Genomic DNA, 14,861 nt, shown 5'->3' on the forward strand with positions numbered 1-14,861 from the left:
AACATACCGTATTCCCAACACCCAGCAATAGCCCGGTCTGGAGCAGGGATGTCGAAATTCGCTTTTTTGACGATATTTCTTTGTCTTCACCTCCTGATCTTCGCCGAAACGGCGAAGCCAGAAACGCTGCGCATCGCCTACCCTGAATTCAAGCCCTTTTTTTACCGAACCGGCCAAGGGGAGATGGAAGGACTGTTCTATGAAATTATTTCCGAAGCCCTGGGCAGGATGCACATCGAAACGACCTGGACAGCCTTTCCCTGGTCTAGATGCCAGGCTCTCGTGCAAGGCGGCATGCAGGACGCCATGATCACCGTTCCCACGCGGGAGCGGTCCGAATACACCTTGACCCATGCGACGCCGTTCTACCGCAAGTCCATGAACGTCTTCACCTACCAGGGTCACCCCAGATTCCAGGAAATCCTCGGCATAAAAAAGCTCCAGGACATCAAGGAGTTCGGATTCTCGGTCATCACCTACACGACCAATGGCTGGAGCAGGGACAATGTCGCCTCCTTGGGAATCACGGTCGAGGAATCGCCGACATTGCGCAGCGTATGGCTGATGCTCGCGCACCATCGAGGCGACCTGGTCATTGAATGGCCGCTGGGGGCGTGGCCGGAAATCCAGAACGCCGGATTGGAAAAGGACATCCTGGATACGAAAATCGAACTGACATCCATGCCATTCCACCTGCTCGTCCGGAAGAGATGCCCTCTGGCCGTCCTTGTGGAACAGTCGTTCGACGGAATCATAGAACAAATGCGCCGGGACGGCACCATGCGGAAGATTCTTGCGAGATATACGGACCGGAACAAGCCTTCGAACTGAACGGCTGAGAACGCAACGGGAACACGCTGCGGCCAAAAAAGAAAAAGCCCTGGATTGCTCCAGGGCTGATTTTCAATCTGGCGGAGAGGAGAGGATTTGAACCTCCGGTAGAGTTTCCCCTACACACACTTTCCAGGCGTGCTCCTTAAGCCGGACTCGGACACCTTTAAATCTCAAATAGTTATGTATGAGAAATCAGGTTCCGACAGATCAAGTTTTCAGTATGTCACAACAGCGACTCTGTGATGTTCTGTAGCACGTCTCTGTAGCAAAAATCAATGAAACTCCCCCCAATACTGGCCTCACACATCCTCAAACACAACTTTATTCAGTGCTCTTGAGAGTTTGGTCGACAGCCAATTGACCACTTGGTTGACCAAATCTCGGAGTCATTTTGACCTAATGTGAAACAAACGCCTTTTTTATATTCTAACTTTTAGATTAAATAATTGCCAACTAAACCATTGCAAACTCTCCAATATTCACTAAACTAAGATGTCATTTGCTTCTAGTTTGATAGTTCTTTTAGCCTTTCTATAGTCTATAACACAAAAATTCTTCCATTCTGTATTCTCAAGAAACTCAAGAATCATTATTCTGTCTTGTTGTGAAGCCTTTATGCCGAAAATCACTATTTCTAATGTAGAAGGAGCAAACTTACTTCCTTTTATACTTCATCGCTATAGAATAAAACGATGTGTTCTTAAAAACTAACTGGCAGTACAAAACTCAGCAACAGCTATTCTAGCTCCTTCTAGATCTAACAATCCGACACAACAGGAGACATCTAATAGATAGTCATCTAGCAAATAGTCATATTTTTCACGCCCTTTAACCTCTACCCACTTAGTTAAATCAGACTCTTCTGGCAAAGGCTGAGATATGATCTGTTCCAATATTTCAAGCAGTTTGTCCGGTGATACATTAGAGACCTGAAACACACACCCCGCTATGCGAGATGACAATCCTGCTCTTAACAGCAGTAAATGGATTGTGTAGCAGACTTTGTCGCCTTTCCAAATTATAAATGTGGTATTATTCTTTGTTCGAAATAGAATTCTTCCGTTTTGATTTATTTTTGCGAAATTTGATCTTGCTTTTTCAAGCATTTCTTTTGCTTTAACATCAAGAAATATTGGAATGTTGCTTGATTTTAGGCAACGCACCATCTCACTTCTGACTTCATCGTGAACAATTGGCCCTTCTCCTCCATAAAATACAGGAACCTTGCCAGTTGACGAAGGTGACACATGTAGTTGTTTTCTTTGTTGGTCATATGAATTGACTATCCACCTTCTCCCAGCAAAAACAATCGTAACTCCAGCACATAAATCTTTGTTGGGACAAAGTGTTCCTAATACCTTACCCCCAGCCACGACAGTTAGCTCTTCAGGGGACATGAAAGCCGCATAAAATCCATAATGTTCAACAATCTTTTCGCCTCTCAGTCCAAGTAGCAAAGTACCATCTTTACTCTGATGAAGAACATCCTTTTCCCCTAGACGGGTTAATATGTGCTTGAATATTTTAATAGTAATTGAAGAAAACGGACCAGTTTCACATAGAAGGTTCCATAGAAAAACAGGTCTTGCTCCATTATATTGCGTAATTACCGACAATAGCTGCTGAACAAATGTCGAAAGATGCAACCTGTCAGGATATGGCGGTTCAACCCATCCTCTCACCAGCAAGTGGATCATAGCAATTGCTTGTATCATTCCTAAAAAAAGAATCTCATCCAATGAACGTTTGCTTTCGTTCACATGTTCAAATTCGGTTATGTAGTTTCTAAGTATTGCAGGAGCCCCTTCAGTTCTACCGGACCGTCCAATTCTTTGACAAAGACTTGATACAGAAGGTGGAGGACCAATTTGAGCAACGCTTTTTACAGAACCAATATCTATTCCTAATTCTAGTGAACTAGTACAAACGACCGATGTGGGGAGACTCTGTTTTTTAATCCGGCTTTCTATGTCCTCTCGAAATGATTTCGACAAATTTCCATGATGAGGGAAAAACTCGTTAGGCATTTTCAACTCGTCACATAGTGCACGAAGATCATCCGTGAGCCCCTCCACTCCCATTCTAGAATTTGAAAAAATGAGATTATTGCTACCTCGGAGGTGATTAAATAGATGTTTCGCTAATGCTTTATCCTTTTTGGATTCCAGTATATTATTACTTTTATCGTCAGAAATTTCTCTGTGATAACCTCGTAGCTGGACACGTAACTCTCTTCCGCCAGTCTTTGCTTGCAAAGTATCACACGGCATAGTCTTATCATGCCGTAGAAAATCGGAAGCCATCAACATATCTCCAAGAGTTGCACTCAAACCAATTCTTGGGATCTTCTTTCCAACAACGTACTCTACACGATGCATAAGGCTTTGAAGCTGCCTCCCCCGTTCTGCGCCGATAAATACATGTAACTCATCGACAATTATTCTATTCAGAGATCGAAACGCTCGCATGGTTTGATCAGGTCGCGTAACAAAAAGAGCTTCTAAAGACTCGGGTGTGATCAACAACACACTTCCAGAAGACGCCAGAGCTTTATTTTTTTTTGATGCAGTTACATCACCATGCCATGCAAAAACAGGAATGCCGGTTGCTTGAGTTAGACTCTCTAGTCTTTGATATTGATCATTGATCAATGCTTTTAACGGTATAATCCCAAGAACAGCGACCCCTTCCGAATTGGTTCTAAGCACATCACTTAAGACTGGAAGAAAAGCAGCTTCAGTCTTTCCGCCGGCAGTTGCGGCGGAAATAATTACATCCCGATCATTTGCTAAAATGGAATGAATAGCTTCTTCTTGAATATCTCTGAGATTTGTCCAACGTTGCTTCCATATCCACCTTTGAAGAGTTGGGTGCAGAAGATAAAACGCCTTAGATTCTGAATGTTGCGAGTTCGTCATCATTGGATGTCACCAATTCCATATCAGAGTCAGCATAATCTTGTTCAACACTCACCGAATGTAATAATTCTGTCCAAGAGGCATTCGGATTTTGCTCTAAAATAGCTAGTAGATCGAGAAATGCTTTAATCGTATTGCGCGGAGTCTCAAAATAAGCCTGACCAATATTCTGATGACAGTGCTCAAGAAATTTAGTTAACGCTTCGTCAGGTAGCGCATATTTTTCTTGTAATCCGCTTGCGAAAACATGTCTTAATCGCTCCAGTAGAAGGTACATATCTTCTGGAGTAAGCTTAGCTAGGTTTATGACTGGACCGCTCATATCTACATATTCGCCAGAAGCAAACGAGTTGATCGCTAAGCGAGATTGAAGAGCTTCGTAGCTAAAAAGTCCACGCCTGGCATCGAACAAGAAGTCGGGGGTTCCTCCCATGAGAAAAAACAGTCCTTCACAATTCCCTTGAAGAGCATCGTTTAAAATACGCAACAACTGCTCGTAGTTATTTTTCCGGCTGACAGAGTGGTTAATTTTGTAAATATTCACCATCTCATCCACACATACAAGCAAGCCATCATATCCAGCGAGTCGGACAAATCGCGACAATATCTTGAGGTAATCATACATTGAGGAGTCATTGATAAATGTTCTAACACCAAGTGCCGATATTGCTTCTGTTTTTGTAGTAAATTCTCCCCTTAACCAGCGGATAGCATCGTCCTTTAGTTGTTCGTTTCCTGAATCATGCCCCTTCCAATACGCGTTAATCACATCGGCAAAATCATATCCTCCCACTAACTCTGTTAGCCCATGAAGACGAGTGTGAATAATCTGACTTGCTTCTACTCCATCTCTTCTAGATTCTTGTAAGGCGACTGAAATAAATTTTTCAACTACAGAAGCTAAAGCACCACCTTCAGGTTTCGCTCTGGTTGCAAGATTTCTTACTAATTCTTTGTACAACGCTTGACCTTGCCCTTTAGTTGAATGCAATCGCCGCTCTGGTGTCATATCAGCATGAACAGTAACTAGTCTTTTTTCCAAAGCGACTGTGCGGACAAGGTTCATAAAAAATGTTTTCCCCGAACCATACTCGCCAATCACAAGGCGAAACGATGAACCACCATCAGCCACAGTTTCAATATCATTGAGTATGTTTTTAACTTCGAGTGCACGTCCAACTTGAATATGTTGCAAACCGATGCGGGGTACAACACCAGACCGCAATGATGTTATAATTGCATTGCGTTCTTTAGCTCGTATTTTTATCTGCTGGCTCATGACAACATCCTTTCGATAACGTCTCTATTTATTATGACATCTTCTTCGTCAATAAGTACTTCATCGTCAAAATATCCCAACGCGGCATCATTTATTGTTTCTAATGCTCCTGAAGGCATTAGCCCATATTCACCCGCAATATTTTCAAAGGTAAAATAATCCCAAGTATCTCGTTCGCTGAGTCGTCGCAGAAGATTCATATGGAGACTATCAAGGCCAAGCAAATTAGGTTCCTCCAGGTATGGCTCTGGTTTAAATTCTTCAGCAACAAAAACTTCGTCAAGCAATCTTACAACTTCAAGAGTTTGTTTCTGCCTAGCTTGTAACCGCTCCGCATCCAATTCCACACCGACATGATCGCCTTTAATCGGCACGCTAGGAATGGAGTAATTATGATCTTCGCTTGTAGCCTCTTTAACAACAACAGGCTGACCTTCATTCATGGTGAGCAGGCGGTGCAAACTATTTTGAATACCTGCTGAGTTCAGTCCTAACGTTTTGTAAGCTTTTTCCAACATGTTAATTTCGTCTGAATGTATAATTCCATCTCCACCTATAATGCCTAATAAAAAGCTGAGGATTTTTTTCCGTTCGGATTCATCAAGTTTATTAACCAAGGGCTTCAACCCCGTCAGGCTTGGTGAAAATTCAAAGACCCACTCAAAATATGCAGTCGTTCTTTTTTCTTCGGTAGAATTCAAACTCAAAAACAACTTGAGCTGATTGAGCACATATTTCTTCCCATGATGATTTTTACCATTTGCCAATGCGACTAGTGCTGACAAATGTGCAACAACTAATATGAGTTCAAAATTCATATTGGAGAGGGCTTCGTGAGCATTTGAGTTGTTAAAAATACAAATCCCTTTTCCTATTGTTTTGAGTGGACGCATATATCTGACATCAGGTTCCATCCCATATCCAATCCTATCTAAAACAACTGCAAGCAGCTGTGAATCTGTATGGCTCATCCGTCTGTCGGTTGGCATCCACAAATCCGTAATAGTGTCAACAGAGATATTTGCTATCTCTGCACCATCTTCAAAAGAGATTTCACAAATATGGCGTAGCTGATTCAAATCATTAGGCTCAAATTCGCATACAATCTCGTGAGGTAAGAGAGCATAACTCATAAGTGTATGCTCTGATAATTTTACTTTACTCTTAAAACGACTAAGGCTGTCTAGCTGCTCTAAACATGAATCAATTATGAGTCTTAATTCTGTATATGTGTCCAGAAAGTTACTTGCATCAGATACCTGAACAACAGAATTTCCGATTGATGGATTCACTGGATAGTATAAAACAACCTCACGTTTTTCGTATTGAGAGACAACAAGTCCCTCACCAAATTTGTCTAGGTATCTCTTCTTAAACAATAAAGCCAATTCTGAAGGGCATTGCTTTGCTGGTTTACGAATCCTATTTTTTAAATATCGGAATGACCATTCAAGGGCTAATTCCCACGGCAGTGGTTTTTTATCCTCAACCATTCGACCTAAAGCCATTACAAATGTGACAGGAAAGACTTCTTTTCCAAGATGATTATAGTTAATTACTGTAGTGTGCATCCAATCATTTATCTCTAGCTTTATATACTGCAAAAACTTCTTAGCTCGATTGCAAAATGAATCATATTCTGGGATATACGTGTTGTATTGACAGTCAGACATCAGTCGCTTAACTTCATTAGCAATGCTCTCCAACTCATTTTTTTTTGGTTTTTCGCCAAGTACTCTTCGCTCTAGACCTGAAAAGAACATGTTGATGTAGCCAACCCTGACCTCATCAATTGGACGCCCATCTGCAAGCCAGTTAATATAAGCTCCACGGGCTTTTGGAGAGATGTTGCTATATGAACGCCATGAATGTAGATTGTATTCTTTAAAATACGCACCAGATGGATCTCTCTTAAGCCTAAGGTCGATTAACTCTGCTGAATTTTCATCCTTTCCCTTTGTCGACAAAAGGCCTTTGACATAAATCATTCCAGATTTGATATTTCTGTCGCCAACAACAATATCTCTACCAGGTAGTATCCAACAATCTTCAGTAGAATCCTCAAAATTTGAGCAACAATCTATCTTAAAATCCGTCAATTCTTGTGAAAAAGCTACATTACTTACTTTATCACTTTCTAGAACGTCACTATTTATTTTTTTATCTGAATATAAATCTGATTCTTGATTTTTAGTAGGTGAGTCTATTGCTGCACTTTCTTGATCAAACAATGTTGTCTTGTTTTGATTTGCTAAATATTTCCGTTTTATTGCAAATCCAACAGCACATAGAATAAGGACTGCAACAACAACTACGATCTCAATCATTACCTAATTCCCATCTGAATTTAAATTTCGGCACAAGCAGTTTGTTATACACTTCAGACATCTTCTGCTCCAAAACAGCTAGCTCGGCCTGAAAAGCATCTCGATCTTTTTTCTTGATTTTATCAAATTCCACCCGCTTCAGCTTCTCTTGATGAGTCGATGCACTCTTGATGAAACGGAGATTCATTTTGAGGTCGAATCCCTGTTTCTGGACACACTATTGGCAAACTTTTTTTCTTCCTGAAAGCAGCTTGGGTAAATCCACTGCCTTTCAGAATCTCCCACTTTTTATTTTTGGCATTTGCCCCTCTCTGCTTTACGACTTCCACCAGCACGGGATTAGGACTGGCAATTCACCCGTGACCACATCTTAAAGCCGATGATACCCTTCAGATTTCAACCAATTTAACCCTGGAGGAGTATTCATGAATTACGACGACTTTGAACTAGGGTACGCATATACCAGAACACAGACAATAGGCACAATGGTGCTTTGATTCCTACCTATGAAAAAGAAAATGTACTGAAGACACCTAAAGGTAGCCTCAGTCCTTCGGACCAATTGGTAGCAAATTATCGGTACGCTCAGTGTTTCACAATTATTAAACCTTCAAAAAATCTATGCCCAAGTCCCTGAACGAATAGAACATACCGAGTACTCAAAGATTCAAACGAGGGGGGGGGCATGGTGGACCTCGGTTCTCTGTTTTTCTCATTTCAATCAATTTAGAAGATTATTCAAAAAGTGCCATATATTCAATCTCTCGTATTAATTTAAGGCGTTTTAGGTCTGTTCTGGTAGGTGAATACCATTTTAGCTCTAGGATGCGTCTACGCTCTGAGTTTATCGCTACAACGGGGCTTTTAAGGCACGTTTGGATTGCTTCTCTACCCTCTTCTTTCCCTTTCGTTTAGTTTGTCTCATTAGGGTGTACTCAAATGATACACGATCAGACTCCCTGAAAAGCAAGGGTACTCGTGTAACATTAAGGTTGATTTTTATTTTGTTGACACAATTCTCATTTGGGTCTAAATCTATTTGTAACACATTGAAGCAACCAACCCCCGGAGATCGTCAGCATGAGCAAGCATATTGGTTACATTAGAGTCAGCACGTTAGATCAGAACACAGAGCGTCAACTTGATGGCGTGGACCTCGACAAGATTTATGAGGAAAAGATCAGCGGAGCGACCACAAAGCGGCCTCAGCTTCAAGCCTGTCTGGATTATCTGAGGGACGCCGATACCCTTCACATCCATTCAATGGACCGCCTTGCGCGAAGCATGAGAGATATTGAAGACACAGTGAAGGAACTCACCGAAAGAGGCGTGACAGTTCAATTCCACAAGGAAGGATGGGTATTCAACGGAAAGATGGACGCTACCCAGACACTTCTTTTTCAAATGCTTGGGGCTGTCTCGCAATTTGAGCGGTCTATCATCAGGGAGCGACAGGCAGAAGGGATTGCCAAGGCCAAGGCCAAGGGCAAGTACAAAGGCAGGAAGCCCAAGCTCTCTGAGGAGGAAATGAGCGAGATCAAGCTGCGCAGTGAGGAAGGCGAGGAAAAGAAGACGCTAGCTGAGGAATTCGGGATTAGTAGGCAGACTCTCTACAGGCTTATCAAGATTTAACAAGATATGAATCAACTCCCAAAGGCCCATGTAACAATGGGCTTTTCTTTGCTTCTTTCTATCTTGACGTGTATCTGAATTTTGGAGGTCAAATAGCAATGGAAGAATGGTCAAGAGAAGAAGTTATAGATTCAGGTGGTTATTCAAAAAATGCTATATCCTAAATCGAGCGGATGGATCTCATTGAAGCCTTCCTCGGCAAAAACTGGGTGAAGATTGACTCCAAAAATGGTGTGTAAGGGGACAATTTGATCGCTGAAACGTAAAAATGCTCCTCGTTTCGCTTGTTAAGTTGGATTTTTAGGAAGATTGACGCGCCTCCCCTGTCGCAGGACATGGAGCGGCACATAGTGCTATTGTCCCGGCTACAAAATGCTCAATCAAACGGATCTGCTTCTCACGACCCAAACGGCTCTTTCGCATTTCCATACCGATACCCCAACGGAGTTATCTGGGAGTTCGCAGTTTACCAGCTACGAGTTTACACGAACGCTCAGGGAGACTGGAACGCCTAACATTTCAAAAATAATAACATTTAAACCAGCCTCATTAAATTCATAAAGTCAAAGTGAATACTTTAATAAATTACTCCTGGACAACTGAATAGGTCATGCTTTCTTCGTTACAGGCCCGATTGAGCAAGAGAATAGGCATACATTGAGCTACTCGCAGGAATTCTGTCCAGTTCAAGCTAACCAATTCCAATGGTGTTACTTGTTTTAAGCACACGCTGATACTCTTCAAGCATTTTTTTCCGTAATAACTCATCATCTTCTTCCCAGACAATAAAACTATCGTGAATGGGGAGACAGGGCTTTTCTTGCTTTGTGAAAAATTTTAAGACATTAGATGCGATGCAGCTATCAATGTTTTGTAGTCTTGTGCCGACTCCAGAAAAGAACCACTTTGCTATTGGTGCATGTAGCTCCATCAGCCCATCGAAAATTGTGCCAATTTCTTCAGTTGTTAGATTTTTCAAAAAACCGTTACTGTCATAAATCTTTTTCTGAAAGGCTTTTTGGGCTTCATCTTTATTTTCCGAATTGAACACTATGAGCATTGCGACTTTGCATTCATTTCGCCAATGTTCATAGCCTTTGATTGTATATGCATCACCTTGAAAGGGCTTATTGTTAGAACGGGCATATAACATATTCGCATGTAGGCAGTTGTAATCCAGTTCAACTGTTTTTTTCCCATTAATCAGAATGTATTCACGAAGCTTCAAAGGCTTGCCATCGACCCCAAGCCTTCGGTTGTACAAACACTGGATAAAATGTCCATAAAACCTGCCACCGTGGGTAAAGTTAGTATCGTCAATTTTATTGAAAACCCTTCTAACTTGACCAAAGGCAAAGGTGTCAGCATTGTCAAAGGCACACTGCACTAATGCGGCTTTTTTGAAATCAGGCATCTCCTCCATTGTAAACTCAAATTGAGACAAGAGTTGATTGTATTCTTTTATGAATTCCTCTTCCTTCTCAATATTGATACGATAAGATAACCCTAATCCGGTGTGACTCACCTTTGGTTTTCTTTCATAATAATTTATTGCCTTCACATACTTTGACTTTCTTTCTCTTCTTTCTCCATCTTTTTTCTTTTTTCCGGTTTTTTTCATCTCAACTTTTTTTTCATGCACATAGATTGGATCAATTTCAGGTCTCAATTGAACCCTTCCGATAAGTGCGTTCAAATACTCTGACTTAAATTTATCAGTTAAAGTTATGATTGTGCATTTCCCTTTCTTGACATCATATTCTGAGATAAAATTGTTATGGCCTTTACGAATCTGAAAAAATCCAGAATCAGCTAACTTGTTTACAATTTGAATTATATCCTTACTGAAACCGAGAGGATTATAAGCATTAGATTTAACCCAATAATCAGATGCAAAAGGGATAACTATTCCTTCATTATATTTAGAATAACAGTAAATGAAGTTTAATAACAATTGTTCCAATACTAAATTTATTCTTGTTTGAGGTTTTATATTTGAGAAATCTATTTTAGAAAGAATATTTTGAATAAAGTTATCAACAAGATATTTATCAGAATCTTCACAAATATACTTTCTAATCCAAATAGCTTTTATTTTATCAGAACTATTTAATTTAATATTACTAATAGACACCATAATAACTCCATTTTTTTTTTTTTTTTGTATAAAGGTAAACAATTCTATCATTAGCGGGAGAAAAGCCTTGTAACCCTTTAATAGCAACATAATCTTTGTCTCAAGCCAAAATTTGCATTATTAATAAAACTGTTTACAACACAATAAACACATAAAGTAAATAATACTTCATCTGCCAAAGTCAAGAGAATGAGTGTCATATAGTTACTACAGTCTATAAACACCGTGAGCAATAAAATTGACGTTAATTGCATACTTTTTTGAGAGAGTAACAGGAGCATCGTTTCCATTGCAGTTCTCTTTTAGCTTTTATGTGAGTCATGCCTCCTGCAACTAATCACAGCACGGCTCGTTAAATGGCTCAAATCCAGTCCACGATATTGAAATCGTTCCATCGCCTCAGACAAAACCTCAAGGGAAAAGCCATTGCCATAACGCCCTGCCATTCCTCTCTGGGCATGACCTTGGAGTGCATCTGTAATTTCTTGTGTAACACTGGAATCTCGGCAAGCGTCCTCGAAAGAATGCCGAAATGAATGAAAAGAGATTTTCTTGTGCTTAATACCCAAATTATCAAGAAAGTGCCGGAACCGCTTAGAGAATGTGCTGGAGTATGTACCATCACTCTTTGCTTGTGGAACATCAGGGAACAGCCGCTTGCTTCCCGCCCTTTTCATCTTATCCGCATATGACATAACGCCGAGGTCCATCAAAATTTTGTGGACAGGAATTTGCCGTTTTGAGGTCGGCGTTTTGAGAGTTTTGTCTTCGCCTTCTTTGTTAATGTCAAAACAGTAGACACTCCCGCCTTCGACCAGCTCAACAGCAACAACATCCTCGACATAGAGTTGCACGATCTCATAAAGACGCATTCCGGTGAACAAAGCAATCAACGGCACCCAATAGTTTGCACAGTCTCGCATGATATTGGGTCCAGGCTTGTGCCTATGCCGCGCTGAAATGAATCCCGTATAGGTCGGAGCGTGGAAGATGGCGGTCAATTCTTCCAAGGTGAAGGGACTACGCTCGGCTCTAGCGTTTCCTTCCTTGGGTATGGTGAATATTGGTGCCAGTCCGTGGGGAACTTCATCGTAATTCTTTTCGGCCCACTTGAAAAAGGCCCCTATAAAGCCCAAATTTCGACGGAGAGTGCTGTTTGCCTGCCTAGTCATCCCCATCGACCGCGCCTTCTTCGCAATGTCTACAAGTGACATTCCCCGGAAAATTTTGAGTAGGTTCCAGCGAGGTGGCAGGTCTTGCACCAAAACCTTGAATTCCCGTGCATCCTTTTTCTCATAGCTACATAAAGGACGATCCCCACGCGCTTTGAGAAAATGATTGAGTGCAACTTGGGTGTCTCTGGCAGTGTTAGCTTTCCACTTGCGAGTTTCTGGGCTTGAAAACCATGCTTCAAAGGCTTGTGACAATAAAGGGCCAGCAAGAGGCTTCTGGGTAAGCTGGAGCAAAGAACGGGGTTGGATGGGATTCTCCTCGAAAACAGACTTGAAGGAGAATTCACCAGTAGAATTATTTCGGCAGGTTTTGAAACCAGCACGAATTTTACCGACTTCGACAAAATAGCGATCGACAGCCTTCTCGAAATCAGCAGTACGGAGAGAAACTGTGACCTCTTTGCGCCCTATCCCGCCCTGCAAATCAGACGGAACAGCTACCCTAACTTGGTAGATTCCTTTCTTACCACGCCGCTTTAATCCAGGGTAATTGGACATGCTTGTTACTCCTCGCTCTGTAGCAAGTCGCTGTAGCAAGTCCAAAGAAAAAGGCCTTGTTTGTCAGCAAGATACTGAAAAACAAGACCTATTAAAATCGTGGCGGAGAGGAGAGGATTTGAACCTCCGGTAGAGTTTCCCCTACACACACTTTCCAGGCGTGCTCCTTAAGCCGGACTCGGACACCTCTCCGCGAGGAAGTCTGACCTAATATAAAACCATTTGGCTGGCAAGCCCAAAATGGCAAAAAAATTACGAGATCAGTTTTTTCCTGGAATTTCAAGCGACCCGCGATATTCCTCCCAACTCGAAATCCCCCACTGTTCCACCAGGGCCGCGAGTTCGTCCACGAGCCGGAAGGCGAAGTCCGGCCGCAGGAAATTGGCCGTGCCGACCTGGACGGCATGCGCGCCCACAAGGATGAATTCCAGCACGTCCTCGGCGCAGGTGATGCCGCCGATGCCGACCACGGGAATTCCGACCGCCTGAACCGCCTGATGCACGCAGCGAAGGGCAACGGGCTTCACGGCCGGACCGGAAAGTCCTCCGACGACGTTGGCGAGACGGGGCCTTCTGGTTCTCGCATCCACGGCCATGCCCGTCAGCGTGTTGATCAGGGAAAGTGCGTCGGCTCCGCCCTGCTCTGCCGCACGGGCGCACACCGCGATGTCCGTGACGTTGGGCGAAAGCTTGACCCAGACGGGCTTGCTCCCCGCACGCTTCTTCACGGCCTCGGTGACGAGGGCGATCTGTCGGGGGTCCGCGCCGAAAAGCGAACCTCCCTGGCTGACGTTGGGGCAGGAGACATTGACCTCCAGGGCAGCAATGCCTTCCTCCGCAGCCAGGACTCCGGCCAGCTCTCCGAATTCGTCCGGACCGCACGCATAGAGATTGGCGACGACGGCGGTCTCCTTCCAGGGCATGGCGGGCAATATCTTGCTGACAAATACCTCCGCCCCGGGATTCTGAATCCCGATGGCGTTGAGCATGCCGCAAGGAGTTTCCGCAATGCGCGGCATGGGGTTGCCTTCGCGCGGCTTGAGGGAGAGTCCCTTGGCGACGATGCCGCCGAGAGCGGCCAGATTTCCGAAACCGGAAAATTCCAAACCGAAGCCGAAGGTGCCCGAAGCGGTCAGCACGGGGTTCTTGAGTTCCAGCCCGGCAAAACGCACGCTGAGGTCCATGACGATCTCCTGATTCGGGCTAGAGGGTGATGTCCTTGGCCCAGAAAACCGGACCACGGGTGCAGGTCTGAACGTGGTGGCCGCCGGAGTCCTTGCAGACGCAACCCAGACACGCGCCGACGCCGCAGGCCATGCGGTTTTCCAGCGAGACCTGGGCGCGCGCGCCGATTTCCAGTGCAGCCGCCTGCACGGTGCGCATGAACGGCGTCGGCCCGCAGCAGAGGATCAGCCCGTCCCGGTATTCCTTGACCTTCGCGCGCACGGCATCGATGATGCCAGGAAGATCCGCTGGAGAACGCTCCTCCAGACAGGAACGCCGCAATCCGCCCAGCTCCCCATATGGGTAGCAGCCCACCGGAACGCGATGGGCGAACACCAGTTCCAGATTTTCAGGCCTGGGGTGGCGTTCGGCGTAGCCTATGAACGGAGCCAGGCCGACCCCGCCCGCAAGGAGCAGCGTGGGAACGTCCGGCTCCACGGCGAAGGAATTGCCGAGCGGCCCCCAGACCGTAACCTTGTCACCGGCGCGAAGATGTGCCATTCGTCCCGTTCCGCGTCCGACCTTCTGGAAAAAGACGCTGAACATGCCGCTCTGATCCGCGTCGCCCCGGCAAATCGAGAAGGGACGCCCCCAGAGCAGAGACTGATCCCAGTCCGAGGGCCGCAGCATGACGAACTGACCGGGACGCCACCCGTCCCAACCCGGACTTTCAAGCCTGAGTTCGTAGAACTCTCCGGCCCGCAATGATTGACCGACGGGCAGGATTTCTCCTACTCTGACTTCCTTGCAAATTTTTTTCAGCATGGGCGAGGCCCTCTT

10 protein-coding genes, 1 tRNA gene and 1 pseudogene are annotated in these 14,861 nt (G+C 44.1%); 2 read left to right on the forward strand and 10 right to left on the reverse strand.

Translation table 11 applies throughout. The annotated features are described in order from the left end of the window. Window positions 1-48: 48 nt before the first annotated feature. Complete coding sequence (locus G452_RS18580) at window positions 49-831, forward strand: substrate-binding periplasmic protein (RefSeq protein WP_022661646.1); 783 nt, start codon at window positions 49-51, stop codon at window positions 829-831. Window positions 832-1,541: 710 nt separating this feature from the next. On the opposite strand, the gene G452_RS21100 is transcribed toward G452_RS18580, so the two are convergent. From G452_RS21100 to G452_RS21675, 4 genes are read right to left on the reverse strand one after another with little or no spacing between them, the layout of a single operon-like run. After that, on the reverse strand, window positions 1,542-3,755 hold the full coding sequence (locus tag G452_RS21100) for a DEAD/DEAH box helicase (protein ID WP_040368468.1): 2,214 nt from the start codon (window positions 3,753-3,755) through the stop codon (window positions 1,542-1,544). Continuing rightward, window positions 3,724-5,031 (reverse strand): ATP-binding protein, encoded by a 1,308-nt coding sequence (locus G452_RS18590; RefSeq protein WP_040368425.1) that lies wholly within the window; start codon window positions 5,029-5,031, stop codon window positions 3,724-3,726. The genes G452_RS21100 and G452_RS18590 overlap by 32 nt, the downstream gene beginning before the upstream one ends. Continuing rightward, window positions 5,028-7,358 carry a TerB N-terminal domain-containing protein gene (locus G452_RS21105; RefSeq protein WP_081650533.1) on the reverse strand — a complete coding sequence of 777 codons (2,331 nt, stop codon included), beginning with the start codon at window positions 7,356-7,358 and terminating at the stop codon, window positions 5,028-5,030. Before G452_RS21105 ends, G452_RS18590 begins: the two co-directional genes overlap by 4 nt. Continuing rightward, window positions 7,351-7,545, reverse strand: coding sequence for a hypothetical protein (locus G452_RS21675; protein WP_022661650.1), 195 nt, complete (start codon window positions 7,543-7,545; stop codon window positions 7,351-7,353). Before G452_RS21675 ends, G452_RS21105 begins: the two co-directional genes overlap by 8 nt. Before the next feature lie 893 nt (window positions 7,546-8,438). On the opposite strand from G452_RS21675, the gene G452_RS0107515 reads away from it, so the two are divergent. Further along, window positions 8,439-8,990: a recombinase family protein gene (locus G452_RS0107515; RefSeq protein ID WP_022661651.1), complete on the forward strand. Its 552-nt coding sequence runs from the start codon at window positions 8,439-8,441 to the stop codon at window positions 8,988-8,990. Window positions 8,991-9,329: 339 nt separating this feature from the next. Here the strand turns inward: G452_RS0107515 and G452_RS21975 are convergent. The 6 genes and pseudogenes from G452_RS21975 to G452_RS0107540 all read right to left on the reverse strand — a co-directional run. Next, window positions 9,330-9,413 (reverse strand): annotated as a pseudogene (locus G452_RS21975) (IS1595 family transposase); the annotation flags it as partial. Window positions 9,414-9,681: 268 nt separating this feature from the next. Then, window positions 9,682-11,127 carry a hypothetical protein gene (locus G452_RS21445; RefSeq protein WP_162141293.1) on the reverse strand — a complete coding sequence of 482 codons (1,446 nt, stop codon included), beginning with the start codon at window positions 11,125-11,127 and terminating at the stop codon, window positions 9,682-9,684. A gap of 302 nt (window positions 11,128-11,429) precedes the next feature. Then, window positions 11,430-12,857: a site-specific integrase gene (locus G452_RS21110; RefSeq protein WP_081650534.1), complete on the reverse strand. Its 1,428-nt coding sequence runs from the start codon at window positions 12,855-12,857 to the stop codon at window positions 11,430-11,432. 100 nt (window positions 12,858-12,957) lie between these two features. Continuing rightward, window positions 12,958-13,049, reverse strand: a tRNA-Ser gene (locus G452_RS0107530). 68 nt (window positions 13,050-13,117) lie between these two features. Continuing rightward, complete coding sequence (locus G452_RS0107535; protein ID WP_022661654.1) at window positions 13,118-14,041, reverse strand: dihydroorotate dehydrogenase; 924 nt, start codon at window positions 14,039-14,041, stop codon at window positions 13,118-13,120. Window positions 14,042-14,060: 19 nt separating this feature from the next. Then, window positions 14,061-14,846, reverse strand: a complete 786-nt coding sequence (locus tag G452_RS0107540; protein WP_022661655.1) for an iron-sulfur cluster-binding protein — start codon at window positions 14,844-14,846, stop codon at window positions 14,061-14,063. Window positions 14,847-14,861: the final 15 nt, after the last annotated feature.

Origin of the sequence: Paucidesulfovibrio longus DSM 6739, assembly GCF_000420485.1 — a bacterium.
In the GTDB taxonomy this organism is placed as follows: Bacteria; Desulfobacterota; Desulfovibrionia; order Desulfovibrionales; family Desulfovibrionaceae; genus Paucidesulfovibrio; species Paucidesulfovibrio longus.

Coding starts and splice junctions, on each gene's coding strand:
- G452_RS18580 (WP_022661646.1), top strand. CDS start 49: ATGTCGAAATTCGCTTTTTTGACGATATTTCTTTGTCTTCACCTCCTG.
- G452_RS21100 (WP_040368468.1), bottom strand. CDS start 3,755: ATGATGACGAACTCGCAACATTCAGAATCTAAGGCGTTTTATCTTCTG.
- G452_RS18590 (WP_040368425.1), bottom strand. CDS start 5,031: ATGAGCCAGCAGATAAAAATACGAGCTAAAGAACGCAATGCAATTATA.
- G452_RS21105 (WP_081650533.1), bottom strand. CDS start 7,358: ATGATTGAGATCGTAGTTGTTGTTGCAGTCCTTATTCTATGTGCTGTT.
- G452_RS21675 (WP_022661650.1), bottom strand. CDS start 7,545: ATGAATCTCCGTTTCATCAAGAGTGCATCGACTCATCAAGAGAAGCTG.
- G452_RS0107515 (WP_022661651.1), top strand. CDS start 8,439: ATGAGCAAGCATATTGGTTACATTAGAGTCAGCACGTTAGATCAGAAC.
- G452_RS21445 (WP_162141293.1), bottom strand. CDS start 11,127: ATGGTGTCTATTAGTAATATTAAATTAAATAGTTCTGATAAAATAAAA.
- G452_RS21110 (WP_081650534.1), bottom strand. CDS start 12,857: ATGTCCAATTACCCTGGATTAAAGCGGCGTGGTAAGAAAGGAATCTAC.
- G452_RS0107535 (WP_022661654.1), bottom strand. CDS start 14,041: ATGGACCTCAGCGTGCGTTTTGCCGGGCTGGAACTCAAGAACCCCGTG.
- G452_RS0107540 (WP_022661655.1), bottom strand. CDS start 14,846: ATGCTGAAAAAAATTTGCAAGGAAGTCAGAGTAGGAGAAATCCTGCCC.